Source organism: Mesorhizobium shangrilense, from assembly GCF_040537815.1.
Taxonomy (GTDB): Bacteria; Pseudomonadota; Alphaproteobacteria; order Rhizobiales; family Rhizobiaceae; genus Mesorhizobium; species Mesorhizobium shangrilense.
The window spans coordinates 1623134-1637705 of the sequence record NZ_JBEWSZ010000001.1; the positions used below are offsets into that span (position 1 = coordinate 1623134).

General features: G+C 62.7%; 15 protein-coding genes and 1 tRNA gene. 12 read left to right on the forward strand and 4 right to left on the reverse strand.

What is annotated here, in order from left to right:
- Positions 1-8 precede the first annotated feature (8 nt).
- The gene (locus ABVQ20_RS08180) at positions 9-266 is read right to left on the reverse strand and encodes a GlsB/YeaQ/YmgE family stress response membrane protein (protein WP_354459007.1); all 258 of its coding nucleotides are present in this window, start codon (positions 264-266) and stop codon (positions 9-11) included.
- Between the two features lie 131 nt (positions 267-397).
- On the opposite strand from ABVQ20_RS08180, the gene ABVQ20_RS08185 reads away from it, so the two are divergent.
- Positions 398-847 (forward strand): YidB family protein, encoded by a 450-nt coding sequence (locus ABVQ20_RS08185; protein ID WP_354459008.1) that lies wholly within the window; start codon positions 398-400, stop codon positions 845-847.
- A 290-nt stretch (positions 848-1137) separates the two neighbouring features.
- Here ABVQ20_RS08185 and ABVQ20_RS08190 read toward each other — a convergent pair.
- A tRNA-Gly gene (locus tag ABVQ20_RS08190) sits at positions 1138-1211 on the reverse strand.
- A 323-nt stretch (positions 1212-1534) separates the two neighbouring features.
- On the opposite strand from ABVQ20_RS08190, the gene ABVQ20_RS08195 reads away from it, so the two are divergent.
- Positions 1535-2557, forward strand: coding sequence for a LacI family DNA-binding transcriptional regulator (locus ABVQ20_RS08195; protein ID WP_354459009.1), 1023 nt, complete (start codon positions 1535-1537; stop codon positions 2555-2557).
- On the opposite strand, the gene ABVQ20_RS08200 is transcribed toward ABVQ20_RS08195, so the two are convergent.
- Both ABVQ20_RS08200 and ABVQ20_RS08205 read right to left on the reverse strand, forming a co-directional pair.
- A complete protein-coding gene (locus tag ABVQ20_RS08200; RefSeq protein ID WP_354459010.1) occupies positions 2545-3519 on the reverse strand; it encodes an alpha/beta hydrolase in 975 nt (324 codons plus the stop codon). The genes ABVQ20_RS08195 and ABVQ20_RS08200 overlap by 13 nt on opposite strands.
- Positions 3520-3535: 16 nt before the next feature.
- Positions 3536-4684 (reverse strand): Gfo/Idh/MocA family protein, encoded by a 1149-nt coding sequence (locus tag ABVQ20_RS08205; protein ID WP_354459011.1) that lies wholly within the window; start codon positions 4682-4684, stop codon positions 3536-3538.
- 175 nt (positions 4685-4859) lie between these two features.
- On the opposite strand from ABVQ20_RS08205, the gene ABVQ20_RS08210 reads away from it, so the two are divergent.
- From ABVQ20_RS08210 to ABVQ20_RS08255, 10 genes are read left to right on the forward strand one after another with little or no spacing between them, the layout of a single operon-like run.
- Positions 4860-6206 (forward strand): ABC transporter substrate-binding protein, encoded by a 1347-nt coding sequence (locus tag ABVQ20_RS08210; RefSeq protein WP_354459012.1) that lies wholly within the window; start codon positions 4860-4862, stop codon positions 6204-6206.
- 4 nt (positions 6207-6210) lie between these two features.
- Positions 6211-7143 (forward strand): carbohydrate ABC transporter permease, encoded by a 933-nt coding sequence (locus tag ABVQ20_RS08215; RefSeq protein WP_354459013.1) that lies wholly within the window; start codon positions 6211-6213, stop codon positions 7141-7143.
- Positions 7140-7976 (forward strand): carbohydrate ABC transporter permease, encoded by an 837-nt coding sequence (locus tag ABVQ20_RS08220; RefSeq protein WP_354459014.1) that lies wholly within the window; start codon positions 7140-7142, stop codon positions 7974-7976. The genes ABVQ20_RS08215 and ABVQ20_RS08220 overlap by 4 nt, the downstream gene beginning before the upstream one ends.
- 4 nt (positions 7977-7980) lie before the next feature.
- The gene (locus tag ABVQ20_RS08225) at positions 7981-8802 is read left to right on the forward strand and encodes a sugar phosphate isomerase/epimerase family protein (RefSeq protein WP_354459015.1); all 822 of its coding nucleotides are present in this window, start codon (positions 7981-7983) and stop codon (positions 8800-8802) included.
- A 10-nt stretch (positions 8803-8812) separates the two neighbouring features.
- Entirely contained in the window at positions 8813-9889 is a 1077-nt protein-coding gene (locus ABVQ20_RS08230; RefSeq protein ID WP_354459016.1) for a Gfo/Idh/MocA family protein, read from the forward strand.
- Positions 9889-10707: a sugar phosphate isomerase/epimerase family protein gene (locus tag ABVQ20_RS08235; RefSeq protein ID WP_354459017.1), complete on the forward strand. Its 819-nt coding sequence runs from the start codon at positions 9889-9891 to the stop codon at positions 10705-10707. The genes ABVQ20_RS08230 and ABVQ20_RS08235 overlap by 1 nt, the downstream gene beginning before the upstream one ends.
- Complete coding sequence (locus tag ABVQ20_RS08240; RefSeq protein ID WP_354459018.1) at positions 10707-11540, forward strand: alpha/beta fold hydrolase; 834 nt, start codon at positions 10707-10709, stop codon at positions 11538-11540. Before ABVQ20_RS08235 ends, ABVQ20_RS08240 begins: the two co-directional genes overlap by 1 nt.
- Positions 11537-12259 (forward strand): ribulose-phosphate 3-epimerase, encoded by a 723-nt coding sequence (locus tag ABVQ20_RS08245; protein ID WP_354459019.1) that lies wholly within the window; start codon positions 11537-11539, stop codon positions 12257-12259. The genes ABVQ20_RS08240 and ABVQ20_RS08245 overlap by 4 nt, the downstream gene beginning before the upstream one ends.
- Positions 12259-13293: an ROK family protein gene (locus ABVQ20_RS08250; protein ID WP_354459020.1), complete on the forward strand. Its 1035-nt coding sequence runs from the start codon at positions 12259-12261 to the stop codon at positions 13291-13293. The genes ABVQ20_RS08245 and ABVQ20_RS08250 overlap by 1 nt, the downstream gene beginning before the upstream one ends.
- Positions 13286-14377: an ABC transporter ATP-binding protein gene (locus ABVQ20_RS08255; protein ID WP_354459021.1), complete on the forward strand. Its 1092-nt coding sequence runs from the start codon at positions 13286-13288 to the stop codon at positions 14375-14377. The genes ABVQ20_RS08250 and ABVQ20_RS08255 overlap by 8 nt, the downstream gene beginning before the upstream one ends.
- Positions 14378-14572: the final 195 nt, after the last annotated feature.

Below are 14572 nucleotides of genomic sequence, written 5' to 3' on the forward strand. Positions count from 1 at the left end.
CCCTGCGTCTAAAGTGTCCGGCTTCCGGTGAACTGGTGGTAGGCCCAGAGCACAACCACCGCACCCACGACCGCGACAATCAAGCTGTAGATGTTGAGGCCAGTAACGCCCGACGCACCGAAAGCGCTGAAGATCAGGCCGCCGACAATGGCGCCGACGATGCCGAGCACGATATCCATTATCATGCCCTGGCCTGTCTTGTTGACGATCTTGCTGCCAATGAAACCGGCGACGATGCCGAGAATGATCCAGCTGATGATACCCATTTTTTTTCCTCTCCGATCCCCCTGGCGAGAGATTTTCACATGATTGTCAAAAGCTCAAGCCAGCTTGAAATTCCGCCTGAATGCGCCATTGTTGACGATGGGCTGGGCTTGGTTCAGATGGAGGATCCACTATGGGACTTTTTGACAACGCCGTTCCCGGCGGCAATATCGCCAAACCGCTGATGATCGCGCTCGGCGCGCTGATGGTTGGAAAGATGCTGAGCGGCAGAAGCGCCGAACAGCCGGCACAGCCGCAAAGCCCCGAACCGGCCGGAACAACATCCGCCGACGGCGGCCTGCTTGGCGGGCTGGGCGGTCTCCTCGGCAAGCTGACGGACGCCGGTCACGGCAATGTCGCCGACTCATGGGTCGGCACCGGACAGAACCAGCCGATCAACCCCAACGACCTGGGCAGCGCGCTGGGCCCGCAAGTCATTCGCGAAATCGCACAGCGGACCGGAATGGACGAGCAGGAACTGCTCAAGCAATTGTCCGCTGCGTTGCCAGGGGTCGTCGACAAGCTGACACCGGGCGGACAGGTGCCGCCACAGCATCAGGTGGCTTCCCTGTTCAACAGCTGAGACTGCGCCTCCCCTACGAGATGCAAAAGGCGCCCTGACCTGTTGAATTTGCTTATTATTGATCGAAAGTTTCGGCTTTCGAAGAGTGGATGTGCTTGTGTCATGCGCGAACCCTTGAGCGGTTCGCGCATTTGAGCGGTTCGCGCATTCGAGCGGTTCGCGTAACTGCCTAATCCGCCTGGAAAATCATGAGGGCCAGAAGGCTCAGCGCGCCATTTTCACAACCACCAGCGTCAGTCGAATGCTGATCAAACAGCGTCGAACCGAAACGAATTCCTTGCGTGAAACTTTGGAGCGGGTAGCGGGAATCGAACCCGCACCGGGAGCTTGGAAGGCTCTTGTGATACCATTTCACCATACCCGCGTATGGCCACCTAGCTAGTCGACGATGTTGCGAAGGTCAAGCAGGCTCGATCCGACATCCCGAACCTTCTTGGCGCGTCAAGCACGAGATGCCGGCAATCAGCACTATCGGACGCTCCCGCTGGCGATGTTGACGTTCGGCCTTTCAATTTTCTGCGTCAATTAATAAATTTACGTATGTAATAATTTACTGATACGCATTAAAAGTGACAAAGTTATCTGTAAAATTTCGCCTTGCGGTTGCGCGCTGGCGCGACGTATGTAGCTGGCGGGGCAGCGCTAAGGGACAGCCAGGAAACGGATGTCCATGATGCGAGGGATCGAATGCCGATGACGCACAAGACGATGGAGGAGTTTGCCCGTTCCTGCGGCGTCTCCCGGCCAACGCTGTCAAAATATTTCGATGATCCGACCTCCATCAAGCCTGCCACGAGGCAACGGATCGAGGTTGCGCTGCGCTCGTCCGATTACCAGCCCAATCTGTTTGCCCGCAACCTGAACCGCAAGCGCACCCGCAGCATCGGCATCATGGTGCCGACGGTCGTCGACCCCTTCTACTCGGAGATGGTCAGCCGCATCGAACTCAGGCTGCGCGACGAAGGCTACTGGCCGATCGTGATCTCCTCGCATGGCTCGCGCGAACTCGAAGTCGAGGCGACGCGAACCATCCTGTCGCTCAAGGTTTCCGGTGCCCTGATCGCGCCACTCGGTGTGCGCTCGGATCACCGGACGTTGGAGAAGCTGACGCAGGCCATACCGGTCGTCTATTTCGACACTTATCTCGAAGGCGGAACGCCGTTCGTCGGCAACAACAACAGCCAGAGCGTCTCGACCATCGTCGACTATCTCTGCCGCTCCGGCGACGCGCCGATCTATTTCGATATTCCGCACGTCAACCACAATTCCCCGGAGCGGCTGAACAGCTATATGAGCTCCATGAAGCGGCTCGGACAGGAGCCCATCGTCATCGGCAACACCGATGACTACACCTGGGACTTCGAGCGGATCGGCTACGAACAGATGGAGAAAATGCTCGGCAATGGCGGCCTGCCTGGCAAGACCATTCTGTGCAACAACGACCGTCTCGCTTTCGGCGTGATGGCGGCCGCCTACTCCCATGGCCTCAAGGTCGGGCGCAAAAGCGATTGTGACCTGCGCGTCGCGGCGCATGACGACCATCCGCTGAGCCGCTACACATGCCCGGCGCTGACCACCATGGCCCAGGATTTTGCCTCGATGGCCGGGCGCAGCGTGGAAACGCTGCTGGCCTTGCTGAACGAGGATGGGGCGGCTGTCTCGCCGAAGGTCAATCTCGACTCGACACTGGTCATGCGTCAGTCGGCCTGACGCCCGAAAGCCGGATCGAAGCCGCACCATGCGGCAACCGCCGCATTCACTGCCTCGCGCGCCGCCGGGCCATGGTGGCCCATCGAAACGAAGCCGTGGATCTGGCCGGGCCAGCGCCTGACGATAATTGGCACCTCGGCCGCCGCCAGACGTTTCGCATAAGCCTCGCCTTCATCGGCAAGGATGTCGTGACCGGCGATCGCGACAAAAGCCGGCGCCGTGCCGGCAAGACTGACAGCCTTCAGCGGCGAAACGCGCCAATCCCTGATATCAGAGAGATCGCGAATGTAGTGATCGCGAAACCAGGCCATCGACGACGCCGTCAGGCCGAAGCCCTCGGCAAAGCGGTGATAACTGCCGGCTTCCTGCGAAGCGTCTGTGTTCGGATAAAACAGCAACTGCGCCGTTGGCGCGGCCTTTTCTTCGCGGCAGAGAAGACACAGCACCGTGGCGAGATTGCCGCCGGCGCTGTCGCCGGCGACGGCGATCCGCAGAGCATCGATGCCGAGATCATCAGCATGTATCCGCATGAAGGATAGCGACGCCTGGCAATCCTCGATCGCGGCCGGGAATTTGTGTTCGGGCGCCAGCCGGTAATCCGGAGAGACCACCACGCAGCCGGCGATGTTGGCAAACCAGCGGCAAATCTCGTCATGCGAATCGAGATTGCCGATGACCCAGCCACCGCCATGCAGATAGAGCAGTGCCGGGGCTAGGGCCGAAGGCACTCCCTGCCCGTGGTAGATCCTGAGCGTCAACGGCCCTCCGGGCCCCGCGATCGTGCGCTCGACAAGCGAGGCGACCGGTTCGCGCTCGCCCTGAAATTCGGGAAATCCCTCTTCATAGGCCCGGCGCGCCTCTTCCGGCGTGCCGGCCTCGAACGGCCGCGCGGGCGCCTGCCGGCCGAGGTCGAGCACATGCCGGGCCTCGGCGTCGAGCAGGGATAAAGGGGACTTCGTCATGGAAAGCCGCTCCTGCTTACGCACGCAGGCTTGCCGCCTCGTCTTCCTGGAGAAGCCGCGGCTGATCGACCGTTCCGTTGACGGCGACCGATTCGCGGCTTTCGCCCGAGGCAAGAATGGCCTCCATGATCTCCAGCACATGAAGGGCGAGATCGCCGGACGCGCGCGGCTTTCTACCAGTCTTCAGCGCGCGCGCCAGATCGGCAACGCCGAGCATCCGGTAATTGGCGCGATCGGGCGCGGCGTAGGGCCAGTTCAGAGCGCCGTAGAGCTCGCTCTCGCTCTGGAAATCAGCCCAGTCAGCGCCACGCTCCGACAGCGAGATCGTGCCGCCGAACGTATCGGGGTCAGGCAGTCTGAGCGAACCTTCCGTGCCATGAAGCTCGATCGGATGATTGGAGTGCCTGAAGACATCCCATGACGCGCCGAAGGTCACGGTGGCGCCGGAGCGGAATTCCAGCAGCGACAGGATATTCGTCGGCGTGCCAACCTTGAAGGTGGTGTCCTTGAACGGACCTTCGGCGGTGATCAGCCGCTCCTCCTGGCCGCGCGTCGCCATCGCCATGACGCGGGCCACCGGCCCAAGCAGGTTGACGAGCATCGTCAGATAGTAAGGGCCCATGTCGAAGACCGGCCCGCCGCCAGGCTGGTAATAGAATTGCGGATTGGGATGCCAATGTTCCATGCCGCGCCCCATCATGAAGGCGGTGCCGGTGACAGCCCGACCGATGGCGCCCTCCTCCATAAGCCGGCGCGCGCGCCGGCCGGCGGCACCAAGGAATGTGTCCGGGGCCGAACCCAGCAGCAGACCGCGCTCAGCGGCCTCGGCGACAAGGCGGCGTCCGTCGCTGGCTGATGTCGCCAGCGGCTTTTCGGTGAAAACGTGTTTTCCGGCGGAAAGCGCTGAAACCGAAACGTCGAAATGCGCCGACGGTATGGTGAGGTTGAGGACGAGGTCGATCTCGGGATCAGCCAGAAGCGCATCCACGCTGACGGCACGGATGCCATATTCGCTGGCGCGCAGGGCTGCCAGTTCCGTGGAAATGTCGGCGCATGCCCGCAATTCCACACCGGCGAAGAGCGCCGCATTGCGCAGATAGGTCATAGATATGTTGCCGCAGCCGATGACGCCGATGCCGAGCTTGTCCTTTGAATTCGCGGGCATTTCTATTCTACCTCCCAAACGTCCTGATGCCTTGTCCGAGCCCTTGCGCCAGCAGCGGGCCTTGTTCGAAAGCCGCTATACAGCATTTTAAATGTTGACGCGCGTAAAATTTTTATAGAACATACGAACATGCTGGCACACAATATCGGGAGGCTGCCAGCCCAAGGAGGAGAAAATGACTGACATGAAAAAAGGGCCGGTCTCCGGCTCGAAGCCTGCTGCTCACGTCACGATTGCTGACCGCAGGCAGTTTCTCATTGGAAGCGCCGGCCTCTTGGGCGCGGCAACACTTGGCATGAGCACAGGACTGGGAGTCCGCAAGGCTCGCGCCCAGTCACGCGCCGAAATCAGTTTTGCGAGCGCTGCCTTCTTCGGCAAGGAGACCTTTGGCGATCTGATCAAGGCCTTTAACGAATCGCAGGATCGCATTCTCGTCAAGAACATCGAACTCCCGCCACCAAGCTCCTCCACCGAGGTGTATCAGGGCCTTGTCCAGCAGTTGGCCCGCCGCAACGGCACGCCCGACGTGTTCAGCCAGGACGTGATCTGGATCGCCGGCTTTGCCGCCGCCGGCTGGGCACTGCCGCTCGACGAATACTTCCCGGTCGACAAGCGCAGCGCTTACTTTGAGGGAACCCTCAACGCCTGCACCTATGGCGGCAAGCTCACCGCCCTGCCCTGGTTCATGGATTCGGGCATGTTCTATTACCGCAAGGACGTGCTGGAGAAGCATGGTGGCAAGGTGCCGGAGAACTGGGCGGACATGGCCACGATCGCCGCCGCCGCACAGAAGGCCGGCGATATCGATTTTGGCTATCTCTGGCAGGGCAAGCAGGCCGAGGTTCTGGTCTGCGACGCGGTCGAGATCATCACCTCCAACAACGGTGCCATCCTCGCGCCCGACGGCAAGTCGTCGCTGATCAACCAGAAGGGCGCGGTGGAAGCGATCCAGTTCCTCCACGACACCATTGCCACGACCAAGATCAGCCCGCAGGATGTGTTGTCCTGGGACGAAGAGCCGTCGCGCCAACCGTTCACCTCGGGCAAGGCGATGTTCATGCGCAACTGGTCCTACGTCTACCCGATCGCCCAGGATGCCAAGGCATCTCAGGTCGTCGACAAGGTTGGCGTCGCGCCGCTGCCTTCGTTCCCGGGTGGCAAGAGCTCGGCCTGCCTCGGCGGCTATCAGCTCGGCGTCAACGCCAACTCCAAGCATCGTGAAGCCGCGATCGAGTTGCTCACCTGGCTGTCGTCAAGCGAGACCCAGCATCGCATCGCTCTGAACTTCGGCCTGGCGCCGACACGCCCCGCTCTGTTCCAGGACGAGAAGATCAAGACGGAACAGCCGTTCATGGCAAGCCTGGAAAAGGTCTTCACCGGCGCCACGGCGCGGCCGATCACGCCCGAATACGCCAAGGTGACGCTTGCCTTGCAGTCGGGTATCTCCAAGGCGCTGGTCTCTGGCAACGTCCAGGCCGAGATGGACGCGCTGGCCGCGCAGATCAACAAGATTGTCGGCTGAACCCATGTCCGCGGCGGTTGATGTTTCTGGCACCGGCCGGCCGCGGAGGCTTGGCAAGGCGCTTCCGGGCGCCCTCTGGGCCCTGCTCCTGCTGACGCCGGCATTCGTGTCGCTGGCGTCGGTCTCCTTCTATCCGATCGTCAACGGGCTTTACCTCTCGCTCACCAACACCTCGCTGATCACGCAGGATCAGGACTTCACCGGCTTCGCCAACTATGTGCAGCTGTGGGGCGACGCGCAGTTCTGGAATGCATGGTGGCACACCATGTGGTTCACCCTGGCGTCGACGACATTGGAGACCGTGATCGGGCTCGGCATGGCGCTGATTCTTTGCGAGGCCTTCAAGGGACGCGGCCTGGTTCGCGCCGCGATGCTGGTTCCCTGGGCAATGCCCACTGTCGTCACCTCAAAAATGTTCGGCTGGCTGTTCGACGGCCAGAACGGCATCATCAATTATATCCTGCTACACGCCGGGCTGATCGAGCAGAACGTCAATTGGTATGGCTCAACGCAAACAGCGATGACGACCATCATCATCGCCGATGTCTGGAAGACCACACCATTCATGGCGTTGCTGCTTCTGACCGGCCTGCAGACCGTGCCCAATTCGCTGATCGAGGCGGCGCGCATGGATGGCGCCAAGGGGTGGATCACCTTCTGGTACATCCGCCTGCCGCTGCTGATGCCGACATTGCTGATCGCCGGCCTGTTTCGCGCGCTGGATGCCTTTCGCGTATTCGACCTTGTCTATGTGCTGACCGGCGGCGGACCCGCCGACTCCACCGAGACGCTATCCACCTTGTCCTACAAGGTGCTCTTCTCGACATTGCAGTTTGGCTATGGCGCGGCGGTTTCGACAGCCATGTTCGTCACCGAAGGCATTATCGCACTGGTATTCTGCCTCTATCTCGTCAGGCAGATCAGGAGAGCGCAATGAACGACACGCGCTCACCTCTGCAAAGCATCGCCATCTATCTCGGCGCCCTGCTGATCCTGATCTGGTCGGCCGGCCCGTTCCTGTGGCAGTTCTCGACGTCGTTCCAGCTCGACAAGGCGCTGACCTCGGGCTCGCCGTCGCTGATCCCCTCGCCGTTCACGCTCGAACACTATTACAACGCCTTCGTCGAGAAGCAGCTGCACCGATACGTCTGGAACTCGCTGGTGGTCTCGCTGGCCACGACGTTCCTCTGTCTCTTCGTCGGATCGCTGGCGGCCTTCGCGCTGTCGCGGCTCAACATAAAGGGCCGCTTTGGCATCCTGATGGTCATCCTCTCGGTGTCGATGTTTCCGCAGATCGCACTGGTCGGGCCACTCTATCTAGTGGCGAGCAATCTTGGGCTGCTCGACACCTACACGGCGCTGATCATCACCTATCTGGCGCTCGGGCTGCCGCTCGTCACCTGGGTGCTGTTCGGCTATTTCGAAACGCTGCCGCGCGAGATCGACGAGGCGGCGCGCATGGACGGCGTCAGCATTCCCGGCCTGCTCTGGCACATCATCCTGCCGATGTCGCTGCCCAGCCTGGTGACCACCGGCCTGCTCGCCTTCATCACCGCCTGGAACGAATTCCTGTTCGCGCTGGCCTTCACCTCAAACATCGACCACCAGACGATTCCTGTCGGCATCGCCAATTTCACCAACCTCTACTACGTGCCCTGGGGCGATATCGCCGCAGCTTCGGCAGTCGTCACCGTTCCGTTGATCGTGCTGGTGCTCTTCTTCCAGCGGCACATCATCGAAGGGCTGACGCAGGGCGGCATCAAGGAATGAAAGCATGACCAAGAAAGACCTGAAAGTCGGTTGCCAGACCTTTACCTGGGAGATGCTCGGAGACCGCTTTGCCGGCGGTCCCGACGATCTCCTGAAGGCAATCGCCGGTGGCGGCTACGCCGGCATCGAGATCACCGACACGATGATCGGCCGCTATGCCGACAGACCCTCGGAATTCGCCGCCGCGCTGAAGTCGTCCGGCCTCACCCTCGTCTCCTTCGCCTTCGGCTCCAGCAGCGGCTTCACGCGGAAGGACAGGATCGACGCCGATCTCGAAGCCGCGCAGCGCTGGATCGAATTCGCGTCCGCATTTCCTGGCGCGCTCGTCTCGATCGGCTCGGCCACGGTCGTGTCCGATGGCCCGCGCAACGACAAGTTCGCCATCGCGGCCGAATTCTACAACAAGGCCGGCGAGCTCGGGCGCAAGGCCGGCGTCGATGTCGCCGTTCATCCCAGCTCCCACCACAACACGCTGCTGTTCGACCGCGCCGACTACGACCGGATCTTCTCGCTGATCGACCCCTCGCTCGTCGGCTGGGTGCCGGACACCGGCCACATCCTGCGCGGCCACGCCGACATGGCGGACACGCTCACCACCTATCGTGACCGCATCCGCTATGTGCACCTGAAGGACGTCGATGCCACCGGCACATGGGCGATGCTGGGCAAGGGCATCTGCGACACCCAGACGGTGATCGATATCGCAAGTGCTGCGCCACGCTTCAACGGCTGGCTGGTGCTGGAAGAGGAATCCGAGGCCGCCGCCGCCGATCCGGCCGCCGCGGTCAAGACCAACCGCCAGACCATGCGTAACTACGGCGCGTGAGGACGAAACCATGATCCGGAAACAGGAACGTCGTCTTCGTGTCGGTGTGCTCGGCTGCGGCCCGATCGCGCAATTCGCCCATCTCGAATCTTGCGTGAAAGCAGGCAATGCCGATCTCTATGCGATCTGTGATGCCGCGCCCGACCTGCTGGCACGGATGGGCGCAACCTACGAACCGCAGAAGATGTATGGCGACTACGATGCCATGCTGGCCGACCCGGAACTGGAGGCGGTTATCGTCGCTACTTCCGACGCCTACCACGTCCCGATGTCGATCAAGGCGCTGGAAGCCGGCAAACACGTGCTGTGCGAAAAGCCGATCGGCGTCTCGGTCGAGGAAGGCGAGAAGCTGGCCGATGCGGTCAAGCGTTCCGGCAAGGTGCTGCAGGTCGGCCACATGAAGCGCTTCGATCCCGCGCTCGAGGCTGCCCGAGATTTCGTCCGCCACGAGATGGGCGAGATCCTGGCGCTGAAGGCCTGGTATTGCGACTCCACCCACCGCTACACCAACACCGACGCGATCCAGCCGCTGCCCGTCACCAGCAAGCTGGCGCGCAAGCCGGCCGGCAATCCCAAGGCCAATCTCCGGCAATACTTCATGTTGGCGCATGGGTCTCACCTTGTCGACACGGCACGCTTCCTGTGCGGCGAGATCGTTGCTGTCCGCGCCCGCCTCAATGAGCGGTTCGGCGCCTATTGCTGGTTCGTCGAAACGGAGTTCGCCAATGGGGCGCTCGGTCATCTCGATCTCACAGTGGCCGTGCGCATGGACTGGCACGAAGGTTTTCAGCTCTACGGCGAAAACGGCTCGGTGATCGCAAAAACCTTCAACCCCTGGTATTTCCGGGCAAGCGAAGTCGACATTTTTCACGAGAAGGATGCGACGTCGCGAAAGCCGCTTGGCGCCGACGGTCATTTCTTCAGGCGGCAGATCGAAGGCCTCGCCGCCACCGTGCTTGACGGCGCGCCACTGCGTGGTGCCGACGTCGAGGACGGGCTCGCCTCGATCCGAGCCATGGTGGCGATCGCGCGCTCGGTCGAGACCGGGCAGCGCGTCGAGATCGCCTCCGTGACGGGAGCGGTCTGATGCAGATCGGGGTGTTCGCCAAGACGTTTTCGGGAAACGAACCGGCCGGCGTGCTGGCAGCGGTCCGCGACGCCGGGTTTGCCGTCACCCAGTTCAACCTTGCCTGTGCCGGCCTACCGTCCATGCCGAATGTCGTTCCGGACAACGCCATCAGCTCGATTGCCGCCGCTTCGGCTGGTTCAGGCGTCTCTCTGGTGGCGCTTTCGGGCACCTACAACATGGCGCATCCGGACAAGGCGGTGCGCGACGATGGCTTGCGCCGGCTTGCCGTGATCATCGAGGCGGCAGCAGCACTTTCCATTCCTCTCGTCACGCTTTGCACGGGGACGCGCAATGCCGATGACCAGTGGGCTCAGCATCCCGATAATGGAGATGCTTCGGCTTGGGCCGATATGGCTGCTGAAATGGCAAAGGCGCTGGAGTTCGCCGAGCGCCACGGCGTCGATCTCGGCATCGAGCCGGAGCAAGCCAACATCGTCACGTCAGCCGACGATGCGATGCGTCTCATCACCGAGATGAGCTCGAAGCGGCTGCGCGTCGTTCTCGATCCGGCGAACCTGTTCGAACAGGCGAACGCCCAGCAGGCACGCGTCATCGTCGCCGAAGCAATCGAACGCACGGCCGGCCACGTCGCCATGGCCCATGCCAAGGACCGTTTCGTCGACGGCCGCTTTGCCACCGCTGGCCAGGGCGTTGTCGACTTTGCGGATTTCGTCTCCCGACTCAAGGCAACGGGTTTCGACGGGCCGCTGGTCACGCACGGGCTCTCGGCTGCCGAAGCGCCCGGCGTGGCCCGCTTCCTCAAGGGGCTGCTCTGATGGCAGCCGTGGCCACCCTTCTCCGCGACGGCGCCGCGCTCTCGATGTCGGACAATGGCGACGGGCCTGCGATCGTCTTCCAGCACGGCCTGGGCGGCGGCGAGGCGCAGGTCGCCCAGTCATTTCCCGCCGACGCGGGCTTCCGGCGCATCACGCTGGAATGCCGTGGGCACGGCGCGTCCACTCTTGGCAAAGGCCGCCCGTTTTCCTTCGACATGTTCGCTAACGACGTTCTTGCCGCCGCCGATGAGGCGGGGCTGCGGCGCTTCGTTGCCGGCGGCATCTCCATGGGCGCGGCGATTGCCATGCGCCTTGCCTGCCGCCATCCGGATCGCGTGACCGGCCTCGTGCTCGTAAGGCCGGCCTGGACCTTCGACCGCGCGCCGGCGAATATGCTGCCGATCGCGGAGGTCGCAAGCCTCATCCTGGATCATGGACCTGAAAGGGCAAAAGCGATCTTCGTGGAGTCGCAAACGGCGGCCCGGTTCAAGCGTGAGGCGCCCGACAATCTAGCCTCGCTGCTGGGCTATTTCGACCGGCCCGATGCCGCGCAGTTCGCAGAGGTCCTGGCGGATATCGCTGCCGATGGACCAAGCGTTTCCGTTGACGATGCCGCCGCTGTCGCCATGCCGGTATTGGTCATCGGCAATGCCCTGGATGAGGTACATCCACTGTCGGCCGCCAACACGCTGGCCACCGCCATTCCCGGTGCGGTGGTCGCGGAGGTGTTTCCGAAGTCGCTCGACGGCAGCCGGCATTTTTCTGAACTCCACGCGCAAATCACCGCCTTCCTGCACGCTCACCTCAACATTCGGAGCCTTCTTCCGTCATGACGACCAAATCCCTGTCCGGCCGCGCCGCCATCGCCGCCTTGCCGCGCAACCGGCTGCTCGGCGAGTTTTCGCTTTGGTCAGCCGATCTCGCCAATATGGAACGCGACCTCAATCGCATCGATCCCTTCGTCGATCTGCACCACATCGACGTGGCCGACGCCCGCTTCACCCCCGGCTTCCTGTTCTTTCCGGACCTGGTGGCACGCATCGCCAAGCTGACAGCGAGGCCGATCCATGTCCATCTGATGGTCGAAGCGGAAATCGTCGAGGAGCAGACGCGCCAGTTCATCGAGGCCGGCGCCGACCTTGTCAGCGTCCATGCCGAGAACGCGGAAGCGGGCCTGCGCGCCGTGCGGCTGGCGCATGAGCTCGGCGCCGAGGCCGGCGTCGTGCTCAGGCTGGAAACACCAGTTGCCGCGATAACGCCCTTCCTGCCGGAAGTGGCCTTCGTGACGCTTCTTGGCACCTCCATCGGCGTCAAGGGCCAGAGCCTTTCGGAACAGGCCTGCCCTCGCCTGATCGAGGCACGCGCCCTGATGAGAAAGGCCGGCCGCGAGGCTGACATCATCCTGGCGGCGGATGGTGGCATCCGCCATGAGACCGTGCCGCGTCTGCGCGCCGCCGGCGCCGAGACCGTGGTGCTGGGCTCACTGGCATTCGGCGACCCCGACCTTGCCCAGCGCATGGCATGGCTGCATGGGCTGAAGGTCGCCGCCTGATGGCCAACAAGGTCGCCCTCGCCTTCGATCTTGGCGGAACCGAGCTGCGCGGCGCGCTGGTCGAGAGCGGCGGCCACGTCGTAGCCCATGCCTCGGCGCCAACGATGGCCGTGGCAGGATCGGAGGCGGTGATCGGCCAGATCATAACGCTGGCGGCCGATATTCTGGCACAGCGGCCGCAGGCGGAGGTGGTCGGCATTGGCGTCGGCGCGCCGGGTCCGCTCGATCCCAAGGCCGGAATTGTCATTGCCCCGCCGACGCTGGCGGGCTGGCACGATGTGCCGCTGATCGACATTCTCGGCAGCCATTTCGGCCTGCCGGTGCGCCTCGAAAACGATGCCAATGCGGCAGCGCTTGGCGAATGGCGCTTCGGCGCCGGCCGGGGCACCGGATCGATGGTGTTCGTCACCGTCTCCACCGGCATCGGTGGCGGCGTCGTTGCCGAGGGTCACATCTATCACGGACGGCGCGGGCTGGCCGCCGAGATCGGCCACATGACGATTACCGGTGAAGGCGAGCGCTGCTTTTGCGGCGCCATAGGCTGCTTCGAGGCGGTTGCCTCGGGAACGGCACTGGGGCGGCGCGCCACGGCACTGACGGCGCCAGGCGACGGCTCGCTGCTCAGGCGCCTGTCAGCCAATGGCGACGTTTCGGCCAAGCATGTCGTCGATGCCGCGCGTGCCGGCGACGTGCGCGCGCTTGAATTGCTGGAGGCGGAAGCGAAGTGGCTGGGCATTGGTTTCACCAATCTGCTGCATCTCTATTCGCCGGATCTGATCGTGATGGGCGGCGGCCTCGCCAACGGTTTCGACCTTCTGGCTCCGATGATCCGGACGACAGTAGGACAGCGGGCAATGCCTGCCTATCGTGACGTACCGATCGTGCGGGCCGAGCTCGGAGCTCGCGCCGGGCTGATCGGCGCGGCCAGCCTGATCCTCTGGAAGGGTGAAGCGGGTGCGCCGCTGGCGATGACGCATGATGAGAACAACAACGGCACGCCCGAACGTGCCGACAGGGAGGCAAGCCATGGCTGAGCTCAAGCTGCGCGGCGTGCGCAAATCCTACGGGTCCGTGGAAGTCATCAAGGGCATAGACCTGGACGTCAAGGACCGGGAATTCGTGGTGTTCGTCGGGCCGTCAGGCTGCGGCAAGTCCACGCTGTTGCGCATGATCGCTGGTCTCGAGAAAATTCCGCATGGCGACCTTCTCATCGATGGCGTCCGCTCCAACGACATCGACCCGTCTGAACGCGGGCTGGCCATGGTGTTTCAGTCCTACGCGCTCTATCCGCACATGACGGTCGCCGACAATATGGGCTTTGCGCTGAAGATCGCCGGTATTGCCGCCAGCGAGAAGGAACGCAAGGTGAAGGAGGCGGCCGAAGTGCTGCAGCTTTCGCATCTTCTCGAACGCCGGCCGAAGGAGCTTTCTGGCGGCCAGCGCCAGCGCGTCGCCATCGGCCGCGCCATCGTGCGCAACCCAAAAGTGTTCCTGTTCGACGAGCCGCTGTCGAACCTCGATGCGGCGCTACGTGTCAGCATGCGGCTCGAACTGATGCGGCTGCACGAGCAACTCGCCGCGACGATGATCTATGTCACCCATGACCAGACCGAAGCGATGACCATGGCCGACAAGATCGTGGTGCTGAACGGCGGACACATCGAGCAGGTCGGCTCGCCGCTCGACCTCTACAACAGGCCGGCGAACATTTTTGTCGCCGGCTTCATCGGCTCACCGAAGATGAATCTGCTGAAGCTGAAGGTTGCATCGACGGGTCCCGGTGGCGTCACAGTGACGTTGCCGGACGGCCAGGCGCTGACGGTTCCGGTCGAGGCCGGCGCAATCAGATCTGGCGACGAGGTCCTGCTTGGCATGCGCCCCGAACATCTCAGCGTCTCTGCCGAAGGACAGTTTCGCGGACAGGCCATGCTGGCCGAGCGGCTGGGCAGCCTGACCATCCTGCATGTCGAGATCGCGCCAGCACTGACACTGGTGGTTCAGGCCGAGGGCGGCGACACGACGCCTTTGCACAAGCCGATCAGCCTCGAAATCTCTCCCGCTGCCTGCCATCTGTTTCGAACGGATGGCCCCGCATTGGCGCCGCTCCGCCCGAACTGAGCAGCACGCTCACAATCCGGCTCTCCGAACCAATGACTCCAACCGACGTGCTGCGTTGCAGCACAATCAAAAACCACTGCACACCATTTTAAATCTTGACGCGTGTTAAATTTTTCTCGAACATGCGGAAATGCTGGCAAGGCACTGGCCAGCGCTCTGGGAGGAGAAATGCCTGACATCAACAGGCCCGAAATG

Bases quoted from the DNA above. Each gene is read 5' to 3' on its own strand.
- ABVQ20_RS08180 (WP_354459007.1), bottom strand. From the start codon at position 266: ATGGGTATCATCAGCTGGATCATTCTCGGCATCGTCGCCGGTTTCATT.
- ABVQ20_RS08185 (WP_354459008.1), top strand. From the start codon at position 398: ATGGGACTTTTTGACAACGCCGTTCCCGGCGGCAATATCGCCAAACCG.
- ABVQ20_RS08195 (WP_354459009.1), top strand. From the start codon at position 1,535: ATGCCGATGACGCACAAGACGATGGAGGAGTTTGCCCGTTCCTGCGGC.
- ABVQ20_RS08200 (WP_354459010.1), bottom strand. From the start codon at position 3,519: ATGACGAAGTCCCCTTTATCCCTGCTCGACGCCGAGGCCCGGCATGTG.
- ABVQ20_RS08205 (WP_354459011.1), bottom strand. From the start codon at position 4,684: ATGCCCGCGAATTCAAAGGACAAGCTCGGCATCGGCGTCATCGGCTGC.
- ABVQ20_RS08210 (WP_354459012.1), top strand. From the start codon at position 4,860: ATGACTGACATGAAAAAAGGGCCGGTCTCCGGCTCGAAGCCTGCTGCT.
- ABVQ20_RS08215 (WP_354459013.1), top strand. From the start codon at position 6,211: ATGTCCGCGGCGGTTGATGTTTCTGGCACCGGCCGGCCGCGGAGGCTT.
- ABVQ20_RS08220 (WP_354459014.1), top strand. From the start codon at position 7,140: ATGAACGACACGCGCTCACCTCTGCAAAGCATCGCCATCTATCTCGGC.
- ABVQ20_RS08225 (WP_354459015.1), top strand. From the start codon at position 7,981: ATGACCAAGAAAGACCTGAAAGTCGGTTGCCAGACCTTTACCTGGGAG.
- ABVQ20_RS08230 (WP_354459016.1), top strand. From the start codon at position 8,813: ATGATCCGGAAACAGGAACGTCGTCTTCGTGTCGGTGTGCTCGGCTGC.
- ABVQ20_RS08235 (WP_354459017.1), top strand. From the start codon at position 9,889: ATGCAGATCGGGGTGTTCGCCAAGACGTTTTCGGGAAACGAACCGGCC.
- ABVQ20_RS08240 (WP_354459018.1), top strand. From the start codon at position 10,707: ATGGCAGCCGTGGCCACCCTTCTCCGCGACGGCGCCGCGCTCTCGATG.
- ABVQ20_RS08245 (WP_354459019.1), top strand. From the start codon at position 11,537: ATGACGACCAAATCCCTGTCCGGCCGCGCCGCCATCGCCGCCTTGCCG.
- ABVQ20_RS08250 (WP_354459020.1), top strand. From the start codon at position 12,259: ATGGCCAACAAGGTCGCCCTCGCCTTCGATCTTGGCGGAACCGAGCTG.
- ABVQ20_RS08255 (WP_354459021.1), top strand. From the start codon at position 13,286: ATGGCTGAGCTCAAGCTGCGCGGCGTGCGCAAATCCTACGGGTCCGTG.